The 17077-nt window shown below is 61.2% G+C and carries 17 protein-coding genes; 5 read left to right on the top strand and 12 right to left on the bottom strand.

From position 1 onward, the window contains the following. Positions 1 to 39 precede the first annotated feature (39 nt). The 3 genes from LIY45_RS24825 to LIY45_RS24815 are packed head-to-tail and all read right to left on the bottom strand — an operon-like array spanning position 40 to position 3816. Positions 40 to 1338: an FAD-binding oxidoreductase gene (locus tag LIY45_RS24825; protein ID WP_226477931.1), complete on the bottom strand. Its 1299-nt coding sequence runs from the start codon at positions 1336 to 1338 to the stop codon at positions 40 to 42. Beyond that, positions 1335 to 2423 (bottom strand): polyamine ABC transporter substrate-binding protein, encoded by a 1089-nt coding sequence (locus tag LIY45_RS24820; RefSeq protein ID WP_226477930.1) that lies wholly within the window; start codon positions 2421 to 2423, stop codon positions 1335 to 1337. Before LIY45_RS24820 ends, LIY45_RS24825 begins: the two co-directional genes overlap by 4 nt. Positions 2424 to 2457: 34 nt before the next feature. Beyond that, on the bottom strand, positions 2458 to 3816 hold the full coding sequence (locus LIY45_RS24815; protein WP_017475250.1) for a glutamine synthetase family protein: 1359 nt from the start codon (positions 3814 to 3816) through the stop codon (positions 2458 to 2460). Between the two features lie 140 nt (positions 3817 to 3956). On the opposite strand from LIY45_RS24815, the gene LIY45_RS24810 reads away from it, so the two are divergent. Together LIY45_RS24810 and LIY45_RS24805 are read left to right on the top strand one after the other, a co-directional pair. Next, positions 3957 to 4868: a helix-turn-helix domain-containing protein gene (locus LIY45_RS24810; RefSeq protein ID WP_226477929.1), complete on the top strand. Its 912-nt coding sequence runs from the start codon at positions 3957 to 3959 to the stop codon at positions 4866 to 4868. Positions 4869 to 5049: 181 nt separating this feature from the next. Next, positions 5050 to 7194 (top strand): TonB-dependent siderophore receptor, encoded by a 2145-nt coding sequence (locus tag LIY45_RS24805; protein ID WP_226477928.1) that lies wholly within the window; start codon positions 5050 to 5052, stop codon positions 7192 to 7194. Between the two features lie 220 nt (positions 7195 to 7414). Here the strand turns inward: LIY45_RS24805 and LIY45_RS24800 are convergent, their stop codons facing one another. Next, on the bottom strand, positions 7415 to 7852 hold the full coding sequence (locus tag LIY45_RS24800; protein WP_167663794.1) for a carboxymuconolactone decarboxylase family protein: 438 nt from the start codon (positions 7850 to 7852) through the stop codon (positions 7415 to 7417). Between the two features lie 111 nt (positions 7853 to 7963). After that, positions 7964 to 9001, bottom strand: coding sequence for an AraC family transcriptional regulator ligand-binding domain-containing protein (locus LIY45_RS24795; protein ID WP_226477927.1), 1038 nt, complete (start codon positions 8999 to 9001; stop codon positions 7964 to 7966). A 203-nt stretch (positions 9002 to 9204) separates the two neighbouring features. On the opposite strand from LIY45_RS24795, the gene LIY45_RS24790 reads away from it, so the two are divergent. After that, entirely contained in the window at positions 9205 to 10146 is a 942-nt protein-coding gene (locus LIY45_RS24790) for a transporter (RefSeq protein ID WP_226477926.1), read from the top strand. Between the two features lie 119 nt (positions 10147 to 10265). Here the strand turns inward: LIY45_RS24790 and LIY45_RS24785 are convergent, their stop codons facing one another. From LIY45_RS24785 to LIY45_RS24765, 5 genes are all read right to left on the bottom strand, one after another. After that, positions 10266 to 11534 carry a DSD1 family PLP-dependent enzyme gene (locus LIY45_RS24785; RefSeq protein WP_226477925.1) on the bottom strand — a complete coding sequence of 423 codons (1269 nt, stop codon included), beginning with the start codon at positions 11532 to 11534 and terminating at the stop codon, positions 10266 to 10268. Continuing rightward, positions 11534 to 12862 carry a D-arabinono-1,4-lactone oxidase gene (locus LIY45_RS24780; protein ID WP_226477933.1) on the bottom strand — a complete coding sequence of 443 codons (1329 nt, stop codon included), beginning with the start codon at positions 12860 to 12862 and terminating at the stop codon, positions 11534 to 11536. Before LIY45_RS24780 ends, LIY45_RS24785 begins: the two co-directional genes overlap by 1 nt. Before the next feature lie 77 nt (positions 12863 to 12939). Beyond that, complete coding sequence (locus LIY45_RS24775; protein ID WP_177116516.1) at positions 12940 to 13308, bottom strand: cytochrome c5 family protein; 369 nt, start codon at positions 13306 to 13308, stop codon at positions 12940 to 12942. 233 nt (positions 13309 to 13541) lie between these two features. Continuing rightward, positions 13542 to 14294 (bottom strand): porin family protein, encoded by a 753-nt coding sequence (locus LIY45_RS24770; protein WP_226477924.1) that lies wholly within the window; start codon positions 14292 to 14294, stop codon positions 13542 to 13544. Positions 14295 to 14417: 123 nt separating this feature from the next. Next, complete coding sequence (locus LIY45_RS24765) at positions 14418 to 15248, bottom strand: arylamine N-acetyltransferase (RefSeq protein ID WP_226477923.1); 831 nt, start codon at positions 15246 to 15248, stop codon at positions 14418 to 14420. A gap of 158 nt (positions 15249 to 15406) precedes the next feature. On the opposite strand from LIY45_RS24765, the gene LIY45_RS24760 reads away from it, so the two are divergent. Then, positions 15407 to 15652 (top strand): DUF6555 family protein, encoded by a 246-nt coding sequence (locus tag LIY45_RS24760; RefSeq protein ID WP_063028819.1) that lies wholly within the window; start codon positions 15407 to 15409, stop codon positions 15650 to 15652. A gap of 34 nt (positions 15653 to 15686) precedes the next feature. Here LIY45_RS24760 and LIY45_RS24755 read toward each other — a convergent pair whose 3' ends face one another. Together LIY45_RS24755 and LIY45_RS24750 are read right to left on the bottom strand one after the other, a co-directional pair. Continuing rightward, entirely contained in the window at positions 15687 to 15881 is a 195-nt protein-coding gene (locus LIY45_RS24755) for a DUF6021 family protein (protein WP_226477922.1), read from the bottom strand. Positions 15882 to 15905: 24 nt separating this feature from the next. Beyond that, a complete protein-coding gene (locus tag LIY45_RS24750) occupies positions 15906 to 16079 on the bottom strand; it encodes a hypothetical protein (RefSeq protein WP_167663801.1) in 174 nt (57 codons plus the stop codon). Positions 16080 to 16233: 154 nt separating this feature from the next. On the opposite strand from LIY45_RS24750, the gene LIY45_RS24745 reads away from it, so the two are divergent. Beyond that, positions 16234 to 16755 carry a DUF3087 family protein gene (locus tag LIY45_RS24745; RefSeq protein WP_017478990.1) on the top strand — a complete coding sequence of 174 codons (522 nt, stop codon included), beginning with the start codon at positions 16234 to 16236 and terminating at the stop codon, positions 16753 to 16755. Positions 16756 to 17077: the final 322 nt, after the last annotated feature.

Below are 17077 nucleotides of genomic sequence, written 5' to 3'. Positions count from 1 at the left end.
GGTGGCCGTTACCGAAGAAACGGATATGTACACAATCAATCACCCCACCATCTCCCGAACCCGATACCACAACATCCCCAACGCCAACAGCGGCGAACGCAACGCCTTACCTCCCGGGAAAGTCATATGCGGCACCTGGCTGAAAATATCCAACCCTTTACTCTGCCCCGCATGAATGCCTTCCGCCAATAACCGCGCACACCAATGCGTCACGTTAAGGCCATGCCCCGAATACCCCTGGGCATAAAACACATTCGGGTGCTGCTTCAACCGCCCCACCTGCGGAAACCGGTTAGCCGTAATCCCAATCTTCCCCCCCCACTGAAACTCAATCGCCGTATCCACCAACTGCGGAAAAACCTTAAGCATCTTCGGCCGCATATACCCCGCGATATCCACCGGATCACGCCCCGAATAATGACAAGCCCCCCCAAACAACAAGCGCCGATCCGCCGAAAGCCGGTAATAATCCAACCCAACTTTCTGATCACACAACGCCAGGTTCTGCGGAATCAACTGATCAGCCACCCCAACCGACAGCGGCTCGGTTGCAATGATGTAGCTCCCCGCTGGCAGCACCTTACCGCTCAACTTCGGCTCCAATTCATCCAGATGCGCATTGCACGCCAGCACCAGACTGCCGGCGCGCACGGTGCCGGACGCGCAACGCACCTGCACCGTGTCGCCATGGATCAACTCCAGCACCGGGCTGTTTTCAAAGATCCGCGCCCCAAGTGATTCGGCCAAAGCCGCCTCCCCCAACACCAGGTTCAGCGGATGCAAATGCCCGGAGCCCATATCCACCAAGCCACCGGCATACAGTCCAGAGCCCACCACCTGCGCCATATCCTGCGGCGCCACCAGCCGGGTTTCAGGCGCATACCCCAAGGCAGCCAGGCTCTCCAGCTCCCCCTGAAACGCCGCAAACTGCGCGGGCGTATTCGCCAACTCACAAAACCCCCAGCGCAAATCACAGTCAATCCCGTGCTCGCGAATCCGCTCCCCCACCAGCGCCACCGAATCGATCCCGGCCCGCTGCAGGTAACCCACGCCCTCCTCGCCCACGTACTTGGCAAAGCCCGACACGTCATGCCCAATCCCGCGTATCAACTGCCCGCCATTGCGCCCACTGGCGCCCCAGCCAATCCGCCGGGCCTCCAGCAGGATTACCGACAGCCCGCGCTGGGCCAATTCGATGGCGGTATTGACCCCGGTGAATCCACCGCCGATCACACACACATCGGCCGTCAGGTCAGCCCCCAGCGCTGGGCGCTGAAGCATGGTGTTGGCCGAAGCCAGGTAATAGGAACGGGCATGTTCGGACGAGGAACGGTTCATTTGTTGGTCTTCACTTTGCTCCAGGACCGCGTCATCAAGCGCATGACGGCAGGCGTCGGGGTGGTGGAAATATAAAGCTTGTCGAGCACTGCCTGGGACGGGTAGATCTCAGGGTTGTTCACCAGCTCCGGCGCCATGAAGGCCTTGGCCGCCGGGTTCGGGTTGGCGTAGCCGACGCTGGCGCTGACCTTGGCGATCACTTCTGGGTCCAGCAAGTAGTTGATAAAAGCGTGGGCCGCTTTCGGGTTGGCCGCGTCTGCCGGAATGGCCAGCAGGTCGAACCACAGGTTGCTGCCTTCCTTGGGAATCGAGTAGGCGATGTTCACGCCGTTCTTGGCTTCCTTGGCGCGGTTGGCGGCCTGGAACACGTCGCCGGAGTAACCGAACGCCACGCAGATATCACCGTTGGCCAGGTCCGAGATGTACTTGGAGGAATGGAAATAGGTGATGTACGGCCGCAGGGTCAGCAGCTTGGCTTCGGCTTGTTTGTAGTCTTCGGGATTCTCGCTGCGCGGGTCCTTGCCCATGTAGTTGAGGATCGCCGGGAACAGTTCATCCGCCGAGTCGAGGAACGCTACGCCGCACTCGTGCAGCTTCTTGATGTTCTCCGGTTCGAACAGCACGGCCCAGGAATCGATATGGTCGATGCCCAGCACCTGCTTGACCTTGTCCACGTTGTAGCCGATGCCGTTGGTGCCCCACAGGTACGGCACCGAGTGCTCGTTGCCCGGGTCGTTTTTCTCCAGCAGCTTGAGCAGCTTGGGGTCGAGGTTCTTGAAGTTGGGCAACTGCGAGCGGTCCAGCTTGAGGAACGCGCCGGCTTTGACCTGGCGCGCCAGGAAGTGGTTGGACGGCACCACCACGTCATAGCCGGTACGGCCGGCGAGCAACTTGCCTTCCAGGGTTTCGTTGGAGTCGAACACGTCGTAGATCACCTTGATCCCGGTCTTGGCCTGGAAGTCGGCCAAGGTGGTCTCACCGATGTAGTCCGTCCAGTTGTACACACTGACCGTCTGCGCGGCGTGGCCCGCGCTGCTGAACAACGCCGCCAAGGCCAGCGGAAGAAGCTTTTTCACCAGACGCATATCGACACCCCTTTGGTTTTTTTAGTGTGGTTTCTCAGACGCTCAGCAGCAGGAACTCACGCTCCCAGGAGCTGATGACCCGCTTGAAATTCTCGTGCTCGGCGCGCTTGACCGCGACGTAGCCGCGCACAAACTTGTCTCCCAGGTACTGTTTGACGGTGTCGCACTCTTCCATGCGCGCCAGGGCGTCTTCGATGGTGATCGGCAGCCTCAGGTTGCGGCGCTCGTAGGCGCGGCCTTCCACCGGGGCGCTGGGCTCGACCTTTTCGATCATGCCGAGGTAGCCGCATAGCAGGCTGGCAGCGATGGCCAGATACGGGTTGGCGTCGGCGCCCGGCAGGCGGTTTTCCACGCGCATGGCGTCGGGGCTGGAGCTCGGTACGCGCAGGCCGACGGTGCGGTTTTCTTCGCCCCACTCGACGTTGACCGGTGCCGAGGTGTCCGGCAGGAAGCGGCGGAACGAGTTCACGTTGGGGGCAAACATCGGCAGCAGCTTGGGGATGTACTTCTGCAGGCCGCCGATGTGGTTGAGGAACAGTTGGCTCTTGTTGCCGTGCTCATCGACAAACACCTGCTTGCCGGTGGCGATCTCCACCACGCTCTGGTGCAGGTGCATGGCGCTGCCGGGCTCGTCGGCCACGGGTTTGGCCATGAAGGTGGCGGCAACGTTGTGCTTGAGCGCGGCCTCCCGCAGGGTGCGTTTGAACACGGTGATCTGGTCGGCCAGGTCGAGGGCATCGCCGTGGCGGAAGTTGATTTCCATCTGCGCCGGGCCGTCTTCGTGGATCAGCGTGTCGAGGTCCAGACCCTGGGCTTCGCACCAGTCGTAGACGTCTTCGAACAATGGGTCGAATTCGTTGGCAGCGTCGATGGAGAACGACTGGCGGCCACTTTCGGCGCGGCCGGAACGGCCCAGCGGGGTCTTCAGCGGCAGGTCCGGGTCTTCGCAACGCTGGGTCAGGTAGAACTCCATTTCCGGCGCGACAATCGGCTGCCAGCCTTGATCGGTATACAGCTGCAGGACCTTTTTCAGCACGTTGCGCGGCGACAATTCGATGGGGTTACCCAGCTTGTCGAAAGTGTCGTGGATCACAATGGCAGTGGGCTCGATAGCCCACGGCACCACGTAGGTGGCGTTGGACACCGGGCGGCAGATCATGTCGATGTCAGCCGGGTCCAGCAGGTCGTAGTAGATGTCGTCGTCGACAAAGTCCCCGGTTACCGTTTGCAGCAACACACTTTCCGGCAGGCGCATGCCTCGCTCATGCAGGAACTTGTTGGTGGGCGAAATCTTGCCGCGTGCGATGCCAGTCAAATCACTGATCACGCATTCGACTTCGGTAATCTTGTGTTCTTTCAGCCAGGCGGACAGCTGATCGAAGGGGGCGTTCATAAGGACCTCGTCATGGGTTGGATGATGCGCCGCGGGCTTCCCTCGCCGCGCATTGAGGTCTATCTTGGGCCAGCCGTCCGACGGCATCTATCCACTTTGCACCCACCACAACGCACCAATAGAGTGCGCCCAGGTTACCCATGACACAGGCAACAGCTTTGCGCGTACAGGCCTTCACCACCGGTGATGTGGCCGCTCAATGCAGTGCGACACCCGGTTGGGTGCAGCAGTACCAGCAGATGTCCCCGGGGCATTTTGCCGGGCAGATTCGCTACCTCGACCTGCAAGGTGTCGAGGTGTATGAAGAGCGGATGAACACCCGGGTGGAGCAGAACTTCAACGCGCCACCGGGCTCCCTGGCGTTCTGTTTCGATGGCAGCGACAACGCGCTGTATGTGCTCAATGGCGAAAGCCGCAACACCTGGATCACCCCGGAAAACTACCGCGAAGTCGCGGTGGTGTTCGGGCCGCAGTTCGTCCAGCGCCACGGTTTGGAGGTGGCGAAGCTGGAGGGGTTGTTCATGGCCCCGCTCAATTCCCTGCAAAACGCCTTGTTCAGCCGCTGGCTCAGCGGCACGCTGACGCGGCTGTCGGCGACGTTTGACCCGCCGAGCCGCGATGCCCTCACCCAACAACTGCTGGACGATTGCCTGTTCATCCTCGACAACGCCTGCGTGTGCCTCGACAAGGGTTCATTGCAACGGCGCACCGAGGAGCGAATCATCATGGCGCGCATTGGCGAATGGGCGGCGGACGTGCCGGATGAAACCGTCAACCTGCTGGAGCTGGCGCGCATTGCCGGGGTGCCGTTGCGCCAGTTGCAGCAGGGGTTCAAGACGTACACCGGGATGAGCCCGGCGCAGTGGTTGAGGCTGCGCCGGTTGAACAGTGCACGGCGGGAGTTATTGAACCCGCCGTCAGCGGACACCACCGTGGCGGAAGTGGCGATGAATTGGTCGTTCTGGCATTTGGGGCGGTTTTCCAACAGTTATCGGGCGCTGTTTCAGGAGTTGCCCAGCGAGACCCTGAAGCGCCACCAAAAACACCGCTGACCCTGAAGATCGTTCCCACGCTCTGCGTGGGAATGCATCCTGTGACGCTCCGCGTCACCCTCGGGACGCGGAGCGTCCAGGGCGGCATTCCCACGCGGAGCGTGGGAACGATCAACTTGTAAAACGCCGCCGTTATGCCTAGCTTATGCGCCCTCCGCTCTGCGCTCTCAGGCCTTCCCCCATGGTTTTGCGTCTTCGCCCCGCTGTTCCTTCACGTTTCGCCCTCGGCCTGTTGCTCAGCGCCGGCATTGGTAGCAGCCAGGCGGCTGACATTGAGCTGTCGGAGGTGAAGGTCCAGGGCCAGGATGAGTCCGGCTATAACAGCGCCACCGCGTCGGTGGGTGGTTTCAATGAGGCGCCGCTGCTCGACACCCCGGCCTCGATCGCGGTGTTCAACGAGTCGCTGATCAAGGATCAACAGGCGCGTTTGCTCAGCGAAGTGCTGCGCAATGACGCCTCGGTCGGCGACAGCTATGCGCCCATCGGCTACTACGAAAACTTCGTGGTGCGCGGCTTCTCGTTGAATGCCGCCAGCAGTTACAAGATCAATGGTCGCACCATCACCGGCGAGCAGAACGTTGCCCTGGAGAACAAGCAGCGCGTGGAGTTGCTCAAGGGCTTGTCGGGCCTGCAAAGCGGGATCTCCGAGCCCAGCGGCGTGATCAATTACGTGACCAAGCGCCCGGAGGATGTGCGCTCGGTGACGGTGTCCACCGATGATCGCGGCAGCGGCTACCTGGCCACCGACGTGGGCGGCTGGTTTGGCAGCGAGCAGCAGTTCGGCCTGCGCGCCAACGTGGCCCATGAAGACCTCAACACTTATGTCGAACATGCCAATGGCCACCGGGATTTCCTGTCCCTGGCATTCGACTGGAACATCAGCCCCGACGCGGTATTGCAGCTGGATGCCGAGTATCAGAACAAGCAGCAGCGCTCGGTGCCGGGCTATCAGTTGCTGGGCGGGACCGAGGTGCCGCACGACGCGTCGCCGAAAAAACTGCTGGGGCATCAGAGCGGTGCGAATCAGGTAGGGATCGATTCGCTGAACCTCAATGGCAAGTTTGAATATCGCTTCAGTGACCAGTGGAAAGGCAGCGTCAGCGCGGCGCGCAGCAAGGTGGTGATTGATGATTACAGTTCGTTTGCGTGGGGTGGCGACACTGCCGGCAACGGTAATTACTTCAGCCCGGCAGGCGACTATGGCATCTACGACTTCCGCAGCCCGGATGACACCCGCCGCGATGATGAGATTCAGGCAGCGATGACGGGGTTGTTTGATACCGGCGGGCTCGCGCATGAGCTGACGTTTGGCACGAGCGCGTTTCGCCGAGTCGTGGACAATCGTGTACCGATCAATCAATGGATCGGCACGGGCAACATCAACCAGGAGCCGGAAAACTTCCCGCGCTACGACGGCGAACTCAACCCCAGCCACCGTCGCCTGGACAGCCGCCAGTACGGCCTGTTCCTGACTGACACCCTCCGTTTCAATGAACAGTGGCAGACCGTGCTGGGTGGCCGTGAGGTACGTCTCGACGAGCGCGCCTACGATATCAACGGTGATGAATCACGCCATACCCAGCAATACGTGTTCCTGCCCCAGGCAGCACTGATCTACAAGCCGATTGAAAACCTGTCGCTCTACACCAGCTACAGCAAGGGTTTGTCCCTGGGCGGCACCGCGCCGTGGTACGCCCTCAACAACCTCGACACCCTCGCCCCAACCGTCTCCCGCCAGATCGAAGCCGGTGTGAAATACGACTGGCGCCGCATCAGCTTCGCCGCCGCGATCTTCCAGACTCGCCAGGCCTATCAATACGCCAAACCCGACGACGCAGGTACGTTCACCTACGTGCAACAAGGCCAACAGAAAAACACCGGCCTGGAGCTCTCCGCCAACGGCTGGGCCACCGAGCGCTTGCAGATCGCCGCCAGCGTCGCGGCCATCCGTGCACGGGTAACGGGCAGCGGCACGCCGGAATATGAAGGCCATCAGGCGATCAACGTGCCGAAACTGCGCGCTAGCCTGTATGCCGACTACGCCCTGCCCTGGGTCGATGGCCTGGCGTTGCTCGGCGGCGTGCAATACAGCGCCAACAAGTACGCCAATCGCACCGGTGATGTGGAAGTGGGCGACTACGCCATCGTCAACGTGGGCAGCCGCTACACCACCAAGCTCGATGGCTATGAGACGGTGTTTCGGCTGAGCGTCGACAACCTGTTCGACAAGCGTTACTGGCGGGATGCCGGCGAGTACATGGGCGATGACTACTTGTTCCAGGGTGCGCCGTTGACCGCACGCTTGAGTGCAACGGTCAATTTCTAGAAGAACAAAGGTAGGAGCCGTCGAGCTTTAGCGAGGCCGCGATGGCGATGGATCAGCCTCATTGATCGTTCCCGCGCTCTGCGTGGGAATGCATCCCGTGACGCTCCGCGTCACCCGTACGCAAGACTTGAGCCTTGCATCGCCCGCTGGACGCAGAGCGTCCGGGCGGCATTCCCACGCAGAGCGCGGGAACGATCAGTCATCCCGGCGTCTTGTCGGGTTATTTGGGCATCTTGCGAAAGCCCACCGCCAGACGGTTCCAGCTGTTGATGGTGGCGATCGCCACGCTCAGGTCGACTTGCTCTTGCGGGCTGAAGTGGGCGGCCAGTTCGGTGAAGTCTGCATCCGGTGCATGGGTCTGGCTGAGCAGGGTCAGGCTTTCGGCCCAGGCAAGTGCGGCGCGTTCACGGGGGGTGAAGAACGGGGTTTCACGCCAGGCCGACACGGTGTACAGGCGGCGCTCGGTCTCGCCACCCTTGCGGGCGTCGGCGGTGTGCATGTCGAGGCAGAAGGCGCAACCGTTGATTTGCGATACGCGCAGGCGAATCAGCTCCAGCAGCGGCAGTTCGATGGACAGTTTGCCGACGGCGGCCTCCAGGGCGAGCATGGCTTTCATGGCGTCCGGGGAGGCGGTGTAGAAGTCGGTACGAGCTTGCATGGTGGTACTCCAGAACAGTGGGGATTGGTGTCTAGAGTAGTGACGAGGTGGCCTTGGACAAATAGCCAATCCGGGGAAAGATCAGGTAGCCAATGGGACCAATCCTGACAGTCACCCCGGCCCTGCGCCTTCACCTCGAAATGCACTGGGGCTCAGGCCAGTCCAGCGCTTGAACGCCCGCCGAAAACTGCGCACATCGCTGTAGCCGACTTCCTCGGTGATCCGTTCGATGGACAACCCCGGGTTGCTCAACAACCCCATGGTCCGTGCCCTGCGCACCTGTTCCAGCAGGCCTTCAAAGGTCAACCCGTGCTCGGTCAGGCGTCGGCGCAAGGTACGCCCGCTCATGTTCAAGTCACTGGCGACCTTTTCCAGCTGGCTGCCCTGCAAATCCCGGGAAATCGCGCGCTCCACCGCCTGGATCAAATCCATTTTCTGATGCAGCTGCGCACTTTCCAGCTCCAGCAATTCCAGGGCCTGGCGCAGGGCCAGGGCGTGGTGATTGGGCAGGCGCACGTCCAGCCACTGGCTGGCCAGGACCATGCGGTTATGCAGGCAGCCGAAGCGCACATCGGCGCCAAACAGCTGGTGATAGTCGGCGACGTAGGTGGGCGCAGCGTGGATAAATTCGACCCGCAGCGGCACGAAACCCTCGCCCACCAGCGCCCGGCCATACACCATCAGGCTCGCGAAGAACTCCTCCGCGGCAAACACCTGGACCTCGGCATAGGGCAGCAGGCATTCAATATCGACGAACACTTCCTGGGGGCCTTCATGGGTGCGCGAAGTGGCGATACCGCCGGAGGTGTGCTGGTGGCGTTCACCGATGGCAAAGGCATCGCGCAACGTCTTGCACAGTGAAATCACATGGCCGAGCAGGCCCAGGGTGCCGAGTACATTCTGATGGCCCACCCACAGGCCCAGCCCCTGGTCAGGCAACACCTTGAGTGCACGCTGGATCATCGCTACCGCCTGGCGATAGGAAATCCGTTGGGCCGGGTCGTCCAGGTCGGCCAGGGTAAATCCCAGGCCACGGCACAGGTGCTCGGCACTCGCGCCCTTTTGCGCCACCACTTGTCCGAGGGTTTGCAGCAAAAATGGCGAGACCAGGGCCAGGTCGTAGTGCGGATCAACGGCTTTCCTTTGCATGGGTGTTCGATTCCCGACTGAGTGCTTCAGTTCTTGTTTTGGAAACATCCTGACAATCATAGGCGCTTGCAAGAACTGCTGCACTCTGGATGAAAGCTGTCCGCCAAAGTCCCCCTATGTGGCCGCCAATACCCTGCCCCGCTGGCCGTTCAGGGCTTATTTGTATAGGTAGCGTCGCCCTAACAATAATAATGAGCCCAGCCATGAACCCGACCCGTGCGTTTTACCCCGTGCAACTCGCCCTGTTGACCCTCATCAGCCTGCCGGCCCTGGCCACCGAAGGCGGCGTCGACAACATCGGCCCCGGTACCGACGGCTTCTATATCCTGCCGCTGGACGTGAACAACCTGCCGGACCACATGTTCGCCTTCAACATTTACTACAACCATTACGAAGCCAGGAAGCTCGATATCAGCTCCCTGGGCGGCAAGGTGCCGGACGTGAAGATCAAGTCCGACGCGATCATCCCGCGCCTGGATTACCTCAGCCCGCTGCGGGTATTCGGCGGGCGCCTGGGGGGTTACATCGCCCAGCCGTACCTGAAACAACAGGTGTCGCTGTTCGGCATGTCCGACACCCGGGAAAGCATGGGCGACACTACAGTGGCGCCGATCATCCTCTGGGACCTGGGCAAGAACCTGACCGTGGGCACCGCCCTGGAAATCACCCTGCCCACCGGCGAATACGACGCCACGCGCCTGGCCAATACCAGCAACAATTTCTACACCTACAAGCCGCTGGTGTCGGCGACCTGGCTGCCCAACGAGCGCACCGAGCTGTCGATCAAGACCACCTACAGCTTCAACAAGGAAAACCCCGACACCCATTACCGCTCGGGGCAGATTTTTCACTTCGATTACTCGGCCAGCTACAAGGTGACGGATAACCTCAGCCTTGGGCTCAACGGCTACTACCTCAAGCAGACCACCGACGATAAGCAGTACGGGCGTACCGTGGTGAACATCTACGGCGAGGATGTGGATGACGGGGTCAAGGGCCAGGTGTTTGCGATTGGCCCGGCGGTGTATTTCACCTTCCTCAAGTACGCGAGTGCCGAGGTGCGCTGGGCCAAGGAGTTTGATGTGCAGAACCGGCCGGAAGGCGACATGTTGTGGGCGAAGTTGACGATTCCTTTCGCGCTGTAAATGCAGTCCCAAATGTGGGAGCGGGCTTGCTCGCGAATGCAATAGATCAGTCAACATCTTCGGTGACTGATGCACCGCATTCGCGAGCAAGCCCGCTCCCACATTTTGATCGGGTTTCTTCAGGTGTAGACCGGCCAAGCGTCGACAATTTTCCCGCCCCGCACTGCCAGCAAATCCCCGAACTGCAACAACACAAACTCGCTCTGGGTCGGGCGCAGGAACACCTGGTCTTCCACGTTCAGCCCCACCTTGGGCGAGCCATTGACCATCTCCTGATTGGAGCTGCGCCCATACAGGTCATTACTCTGCAAGCCCTGGGGCGCTTCAAACTCGGCCATCCAGTTCCCTCCATAAATAAAGAACGTGGCGCGCTGATTCGCATCCCACCACGAGAACAACCGCGACTTGCCATCCAGCGCCGGGATATCCACCGGCCCGGTGCTTTTCAACACGGGCGTGGCGATAAAGGCCGCCGGCACATGCTCGCTCAGCGACGGCAAGTCATAGTGCGTCGGCTTGAGCAACGCGGTGCCCACCGACACCTCGCTGCTGAGCTTTTCCTGCTCGTGAATGCGATAGCTCGGGCTGCCTGCCGTATTCAACGTCAGGCCGTCCCGCCACAGCGGCGCAAAGTGCTGACGGGTGTAATCCACATAGCCGTTGTAGCGCTGCATGACCTTGTCGAACAGGTCCTGGGGCGAACCGAGAATCCCCGGCACGCCCATGCCCACGAACGGGTCGTAGCCCATGAACCCGCTGAATTCCAGCTGCTGCGGATGCGCGCTGATCAGCGCCAGCATTTGCCCCAGCACCGCGTTGTCGCTGATGCCGCCGCGATGCAGGCCCACATCCAGCTCGATATTGACTCGCAGTTTTGTGCCCAACCCCTGGGCCAGCGCCAGGTATTGTTGCAGCCGCTCGGGGGTGTCCAGCAGCCATTGCAACTGGCGGGACGGATCGAACGGGCCCTTGTGGGTTTGGTAAAACAGCTCGGCTGAGCGCACCGGCAACGGCTTGCCCAGCAGGATGTCAGCGTCGGGAAAGACCTGGGCGTCGTGGTTCAGAAATGGCTGGTGAAACGACATCAGGCGCTGGGTGCCGGCACGCTTGGCGATGTAGGCCAGCAGCCCCGGCGACGGCAGGGATTTCTCCACCAGCCGCAGGTGTTTGCCGCCGCGCTGCACGGACTGCATTACTACATCAATGTTGTGGTCCAGGCGATCGAGGTCGATCAGCATCACTGGGCGCATTGGCCCGTGGGCCTTGAGTTCCTGGTTGAGGCTGCGGAAATACTCGGTGTACGGGCTGCCCCGGTCGCCGGGCCTGAGCAAAATCGCACCACCCACCAGCAACACGCCGGTGCCGAGCATGAAATGTCTGCGGTTCATCAGGCCACTCCCAAAATTGATGACAGGTGCGCATTGAGAAATTTGCCGCTGGGGTCCAGCTCGCGGCGCACCCGGGTGAATGCCTCCCAGCGCGGATACAGTGGCTGCAAAGTGCGCGCGTTAAGGGTGTGCAATTTGCCCCAGTGCGGACGGCCGGCGTATCTCCAGAAGATCGGTTCCACGGCGGCGAAGAAGTTGTGGTGGTCCATGGTGTAGTGCTGGTGCACGGAAATCGAACAGCTGTCCCGGCCCTCGAACATGCTCAGCGGAATGTCATCGGCCTTGACGTAGCGGTACTCGATGGGAAACCAGGTGCGCAGGTCCTTGTCGTTGATCAGCTTGAGGATTTCCCGCAGGCAGGCCGGGCCGTGTTCGGCGGGCACCGAGTATTCCATCTCGTTGAAGCGCACGTTGCGCACGTTGGCGTACACCTGGAACGACTCGGCGACGCGGTCATCGAAGCGCGCAAAAAACCGCAGGCTGTTGAGCAAGGTGCGGCGGGCGTCGGGGAAATCGCTGCCGTATTTGTCGAGTTTTTCGATGATCGACACAAACTCGTTGCCGCCCGCCTCCGCCGGGTCGATGGGCGGGGTTTCGGGGTCGGTGGTTTCATTCAGGGCGATGGACAAGGCGTAGTCGGAATGGGTCACCACGAGCATTTCCCAGTGCTGGTTTTCCCGGGTGTTTTTCCCCACGTCTTCCAGCAGTTCTTCGGTCTTGGCGATCCACTGGCGCTCCCGCAGGCGGTACGGCGCGCGGTTTTGCAGGCGGACCTGGGTGGCCACGCCGAGGGCGCCGAGGGACACCCGGGCGGCGCTGAACACCTCGGGGTGGCGGTTGGCGTCGCAGTCCAGCACCTCACCCTGGGCCGTCACCAGTTGCAGGCCGGTGACGCAACCGGAATACGAGGTGAAACCCACGCCGGTGCCGTGGGTCGAGGTGGAGATGGCCCCGGCCAGGGTCTGGTAGTCGATATCCGCCATGTTCGGCAGCGCCTGGCCAACGTCCTTCAACGCCTGGCCCATGCGCGACATCGGCGTGCCGGCGGCGAAGGTGGCCTGCAAGGTGTGCGGGTCGTGATCCAGCAAACCATTGAAATAACTCAGGGACAGCAGCGTGCCGTCGGTGGGTACCAGGGCGCTGAACGAATGGCCCGAGCCCACCGGCCGCACCTTGCCCGGCGCCTGGCCGATGACCTGCACCAGTTCATCGAGGTTCTTCGGCGCCAGTCGGGCCAGGGGCAAACAGGTTTGCGCCCCCGACCAGTTGCGCCAGGGAATCAGCCGCGGTGCCCGGGCCAACTGGGCCAGCACCGGGTTGCTGGTCAATGCCATGAACGCGCCAGCAACCGCGCCGCGCTGCAATAATTCTCGCCGTGAAAGCGCCATCGCCTACCCCGTTATTCTTATTGGATGTGTTGGCCCGACATAAAACTGATCAGCCCCAGGAATTGCGCTTCGGAGCACTGCACGCACAGGCCCATCGGCGGCATGCCGTTGTAGCCGTTGATGGTGTGGTCCAGCAGGGTGTCCGGGCCCTGGGCGATGCGCGGGCTCCAGGCCGGGCCGTCACCGGTCAGCGGCGCACCGGAGGCCGGGTTGGCGTGGCACAGCTTGCAACTGGTGTCGTAGACCTGGGCCAGGGCTGCGTCGCCGGGCATGGCATTGGCCGCCGTGGCGCGTTCGGGGGGATGTTTCGGTTTGTCGTCACAGGCTGTCAGCAGGCAGGTCACGGCCAGCAGCAGACTGATGCGACGGGGGTTGATTGCCCGCATAGCCACCCTCTCTCTTATTGTGTGAAAGCGTGATCCACACTAAGGCAGCCAGGGCGCGGCGTTGAGGGTATTGGGGGACAGAAAGGGGGGCTTGGGCGGACAGGGTTCAGCGGCTGATCGTTCCCACGCTCTGCGTGGGAACGCCGCCTTGGACGCTCTGCGTCCGCGTTGTGACGCAGAGCGTCACGGGATGCATTCCCACGCAGAGCGTGGGAACAATCATCGAGGTGGGCTTAGAACGCGATACCAACCTTGAACCCATACTCGTCACGCTTGAGCTTGGTGTTGTCGGCCACGTACGAGTCGCCATCGAGCTTGTACTCGGTGCGGGTGTAGTACAGGCCCGCCATCACCGGCAGGTCACCTTTCTGGTTCATCAGCAGGCTGACTTCGGCGTACGGGTTGGTGCGGTCCTTGAGGTCCACGGTGTCGCTGCCGATGCCGTCGACCTTGAGCTTGGCGCGGCCGTCGATGGTGCGGCGGGCACCCAGTTCAACGCGCATGGTCATGTCGTCGAACTGGTGGTTGTAGCCCAGGGCAGCCTTGGCAAACGGCGATTTGTTGGTGAGTTTCACGTCGTAGTCGCCCGAGTCCGGCTCGTAGCGGGTCCAGCTGTAGCCGCCACCCACCAGCACGTCGACGAAGTTGCGCGCATCCAGCGCGGCACGCCAGCCGAGGTCGAGGTCGGCCTGGCCTTCCTTGAGCTTGTTGTCGCTCTTCTCGCCGTACTTGGCTTCGATACCGGCCTGGTAGATAAAGCCGGATTCAGCCGTCAGCTTGTTGCCGAAGTTATAAAACAGGCCGGCTTCGGGCATGTGGTCCTTGTCGCTCTGGCTACCGCCTTCGAGTTTGAAGTCGTTGTAGCTGCCGAGGATACCGAAGGTGGAAATCGGGTCGGTCGGCACTGCGGCGAACACCACACCCGGTGCTGCGATCAGGGCCAGGACCGAGGAATGCTTGAGGATTTTTCCGAATAGTTTGGACATCGTTTTACGTCTCCATTGTAGGTGGCAAATTATTCAGGAAACGCTTCGAACCCTCGTTTTGGCGAAAGGTTCGAATTAATTTGCACCTTTTTTGAGGTAAAACGGTTCAGCGATGGCTCTATCTCAAGCTTCTTGGACGGGGACCAGCAAACGATCGAGAATTGGCCGCAACTGTGGATGCTCCGGCAAGCGAATGCCGAAGCTGGCTTGCAACAGCGTCAGCAGCTCGTCCACATCCTCGATGACACGCTTCTCGCTGGCCCGGTCCAGGTGGTGAATCGCGTACTGGCCATTGTTCAGGGTGCGGCGAAATCCCGGCCCAATGAGTGCGACTTTCAACTGGCTGAGGAACGACGAGTCCGGGTGGGTGGAGACGTACCAGTTGCCGATTTCGTAGTCGATGCGTGACTGCAACTGCAGGTCGAATACATAGAGGCCACGCCACTCCCCCGCTACCTGTGCCCACAAGGTGTAGCTGCCCTCGTTCAGGCTCAGGCGATAGGGTTCATGGGCCGTGGCCTGGGTGGCGTCGGTGTCCAGTTGCAACGGGCTGGTGGGCACCATGCCACCAAAGCCCACATCGCTGATGTAACGCACGCCATCCAGGGTCACCAGGCTCAGGCGATGGGTGCGCCCCGTCAGCGCATCGGGCGGCCCGCCCATCACCACGCGACCTGTGATGCCCCGCGCGTCGAAACCCAACTCCTGCAACAAGGCCAGGAACATCTGGTTCAGCTCGTAGCAATAACCACCCCGCCCGTCGAACAGGACTTTGTGCTCAACGCTCGGCAAATCGATGGGTACAGGCACGCGCAGCAAGGTCGACAGGTTTTCAAACGCGAAAGTACTGACGTGGCGCAACTGCAAATCCTGCAGGGTTTGCAGGGTGGGCGGTGGCGGCGTGTCGTAGCCCAAACGTTGCAGGTAGAGGCGGCTGTGGGTCAGCTCAGGCATGACGCAATCCTTGAGTCGGTGGCGAAGGCACCACTAATACCCTGACGGCCGTTGTTTGCCAATTGTGATTTGAATCAAATGCAAGCCCTCGGATGCATAAACTTTCTGAACCTTTCTGAACCGATTTATATCCATTCAAAACAAGACAGGGAGGCATCATGAGTACCGCAATGATCTACACCATCCACTACTTGCTACACGGCGAACCGAAAACCTTTGTGGTGCGTGCCGAGGTCATGAACAACGCCGAAGCATGGCATTGGGCGGCCGTTGACGCCGACATTGCCCACGTGGGGCGGATAGGCCGACCGGGCCATGAGCGGGTGAAAAAGACCACTCGGCCCTGGGCGGAGAAGTTCGGCATCACTGAGGTGACCTGGGTAGCCCCGAAACGGCTTGGCTGAGGAAAAAAAGCCCCGCTCGACGGCGGGGCTTGTTTCACTTCTTCAGATCACCGAGGGGATCATAGGCCGGCTTCTTGCCGGTTTTTTCTGGCTTGTCCAACGGGGCAATGGCAGGGCCTACCGGGTCGACCTGCGGGTCGGCGACGTCCGGAGAATCGGGGTCGAAGCCCAATTCGTCCTTGCCGCTGGAATGCTCGGATGAATGCGGGCCGCTTGTACCATTAGTCATAACTACCTCCTTTGCGCGCCGGGTTTACAGCGGGCGGGCCTTGTCGTGCAGGTTTTCCAGGTCTTCTTCGACCCGCTCTTCGTCGTCTTGCCGTTCGGCGGGATCGTTGGGGCGCAGGGCGTCGTTGTCACGCTCCTCTTCGCCAGGCGTGCGGTCGGGGTTGGGTGTGCCGGGCGGCTGTTGCTGGTACCGGGTCATGGTTCACCTCGCTTGGGGGGTCGGTTGCCTACGAGGTTTAGAGAAATTGCTGTGTGTCATCGTTCAACCTGATTGCCGTCACTCCGACGGGCGAAGCATGAGAAGATGCCGGCCGATGCGATACCCCTACTCTGCCCATGGAGACTGCACCCGGATGTTTGAGCTCAAACCCTGCGACCCGATTACCTTTCGCCAGCAGACCCGTCGCAGCACGCTGATTGTCGCGGGGCTGTTTGTGGTGTTGGCGATGGTGCTTTCCAGCCTGGCGGTGATGGTGTTTGGTGAGCCTGGGGGGGATAACTTTCGCTTTAATGTGGGCGGAGTGTTTGCCGGGGTGTTGATTACCGTGGGGTTGGTGCGGGGGCCGTTCTGGAGCCAGGCGTGGCTGGCGCCGGCGGTGTATGGGTGGCAGCTCAAGCGCAGTTTGATGAGTGTGACGAATGTGATGCACAAGGTGACTGACGGAGTGAAGGTGAATGATCCGGTGGCGATCAAGTTGCTGCGGTTTTATCACCTTGGGTTGATGCAGATGCACGAACTGGACGCTAATTCGAGTTCTCAGGCGCAGTTGGTGCGGGAGGTTGATGAGCATCTGGAGAAGATGCGGGGGTTGGGGATTGAGCCTGACCAGACGCGGCTGGATCCGGATTGGGTTGAGGCGGTGAAGGGTCGCTGATTGGGGTGTGCATATCCGTTGCTGCGGTAACGGCCACTTAGGGTTCCGCCCTTACGGCGGCTCACTTTTGAACAGCGCAAAAGTAAGCAAAACGCTCTTGCCCCACCACTCGGCACCTCGCTTAGGCTCGGTGTGCCCTCACTCCGGCTTTGGACCGTGGGCCGCCGCGATGGGCCATCCTTGGCCCAGCGCGGCTAACCCGGCGTCCTGCCGGGTTACCCACGCTCCAAAGCCTGCGTTCGGCCAGCGTGGTTTAACGGGGCGCCTAAGATCAAGATCAAGATCAAAAGCAAGAGCACAGCGGCCTCCCGGCCGGCTTGAG

The organism is Pseudomonas sp. MWU16-30323 (assembly GCF_020515595.1).
Taxonomy (GTDB): Bacteria; Pseudomonadota; Gammaproteobacteria; order Pseudomonadales; family Pseudomonadaceae; genus Aquipseudomonas; species Aquipseudomonas yamanorum.
The sequence above is the reverse complement of the archived record's forward strand: the minus strand, read 5'-3'. Positions and strand labels throughout refer to the sequence as shown.

What these genes read in the sequence shown, in the direction of transcription:
- LIY45_RS24795 (WP_226477927.1), bottom strand. Translation starts at nt 9,001, where the DNA reads ATGCAAAGGAAAGCCGTTGATCCGCACTACGACCTGGCCCTGGTCTCG.
- LIY45_RS24790 (WP_226477926.1), top strand. Translation starts at nt 9,205, where the DNA reads ATGAACCCGACCCGTGCGTTTTACCCCGTGCAACTCGCCCTGTTGACC.
- LIY45_RS24805 (WP_226477928.1), top strand. Translation starts at nt 5,050, where the DNA reads ATGGTTTTGCGTCTTCGCCCCGCTGTTCCTTCACGTTTCGCCCTCGGC.
- LIY45_RS24825 (WP_226477931.1), bottom strand. Translation starts at nt 1,338, where the DNA reads ATGAACCGTTCCTCGTCCGAACATGCCCGTTCCTATTACCTGGCTTCG.
- LIY45_RS24820 (WP_226477930.1), bottom strand. Translation starts at nt 2,423, where the DNA reads ATGCGTCTGGTGAAAAAGCTTCTTCCGCTGGCCTTGGCGGCGTTGTTC.
- LIY45_RS24745 (WP_017478990.1), top strand. Translation starts at nt 16,234, where the DNA reads ATGTTTGAGCTCAAACCCTGCGACCCGATTACCTTTCGCCAGCAGACC.
- LIY45_RS24785 (WP_226477925.1), bottom strand. Translation starts at nt 11,534, where the DNA reads ATGAACCGCAGACATTTCATGCTCGGCACCGGCGTGTTGCTGGTGGGT.
- LIY45_RS24770 (WP_226477924.1), bottom strand. Translation starts at nt 14,294, where the DNA reads ATGTCCAAACTATTCGGAAAAATCCTCAAGCATTCCTCGGTCCTGGCC.
- LIY45_RS24775 (WP_177116516.1), bottom strand. Translation starts at nt 13,308, where the DNA reads ATGCGGGCAATCAACCCCCGTCGCATCAGTCTGCTGCTGGCCGTGACC.
- LIY45_RS24765 (WP_226477923.1), bottom strand. Translation starts at nt 15,248, where the DNA reads ATGCCTGAGCTGACCCACAGCCGCCTCTACCTGCAACGTTTGGGCTAC.
- LIY45_RS24760 (WP_063028819.1), top strand. Translation starts at nt 15,407, where the DNA reads ATGAGTACCGCAATGATCTACACCATCCACTACTTGCTACACGGCGAA.
- LIY45_RS24755 (WP_226477922.1), bottom strand. Translation starts at nt 15,881, where the DNA reads ATGACTAATGGTACAAGCGGCCCGCATTCATCCGAGCATTCCAGCGGC.
- LIY45_RS24810 (WP_226477929.1), top strand. Translation starts at nt 3,957, where the DNA reads ATGACACAGGCAACAGCTTTGCGCGTACAGGCCTTCACCACCGGTGAT.
- LIY45_RS24800 (WP_167663794.1), bottom strand. Translation starts at nt 7,852, where the DNA reads ATGCAAGCTCGTACCGACTTCTACACCGCCTCCCCGGACGCCATGAAA.
- LIY45_RS24815 (WP_017475250.1), bottom strand. Translation starts at nt 3,816, where the DNA reads ATGAACGCCCCCTTCGATCAGCTGTCCGCCTGGCTGAAAGAACACAAG.
- LIY45_RS24750 (WP_167663801.1), bottom strand. Translation starts at nt 16,079, where the DNA reads ATGACCCGGTACCAGCAACAGCCGCCCGGCACACCCAACCCCGACCGC.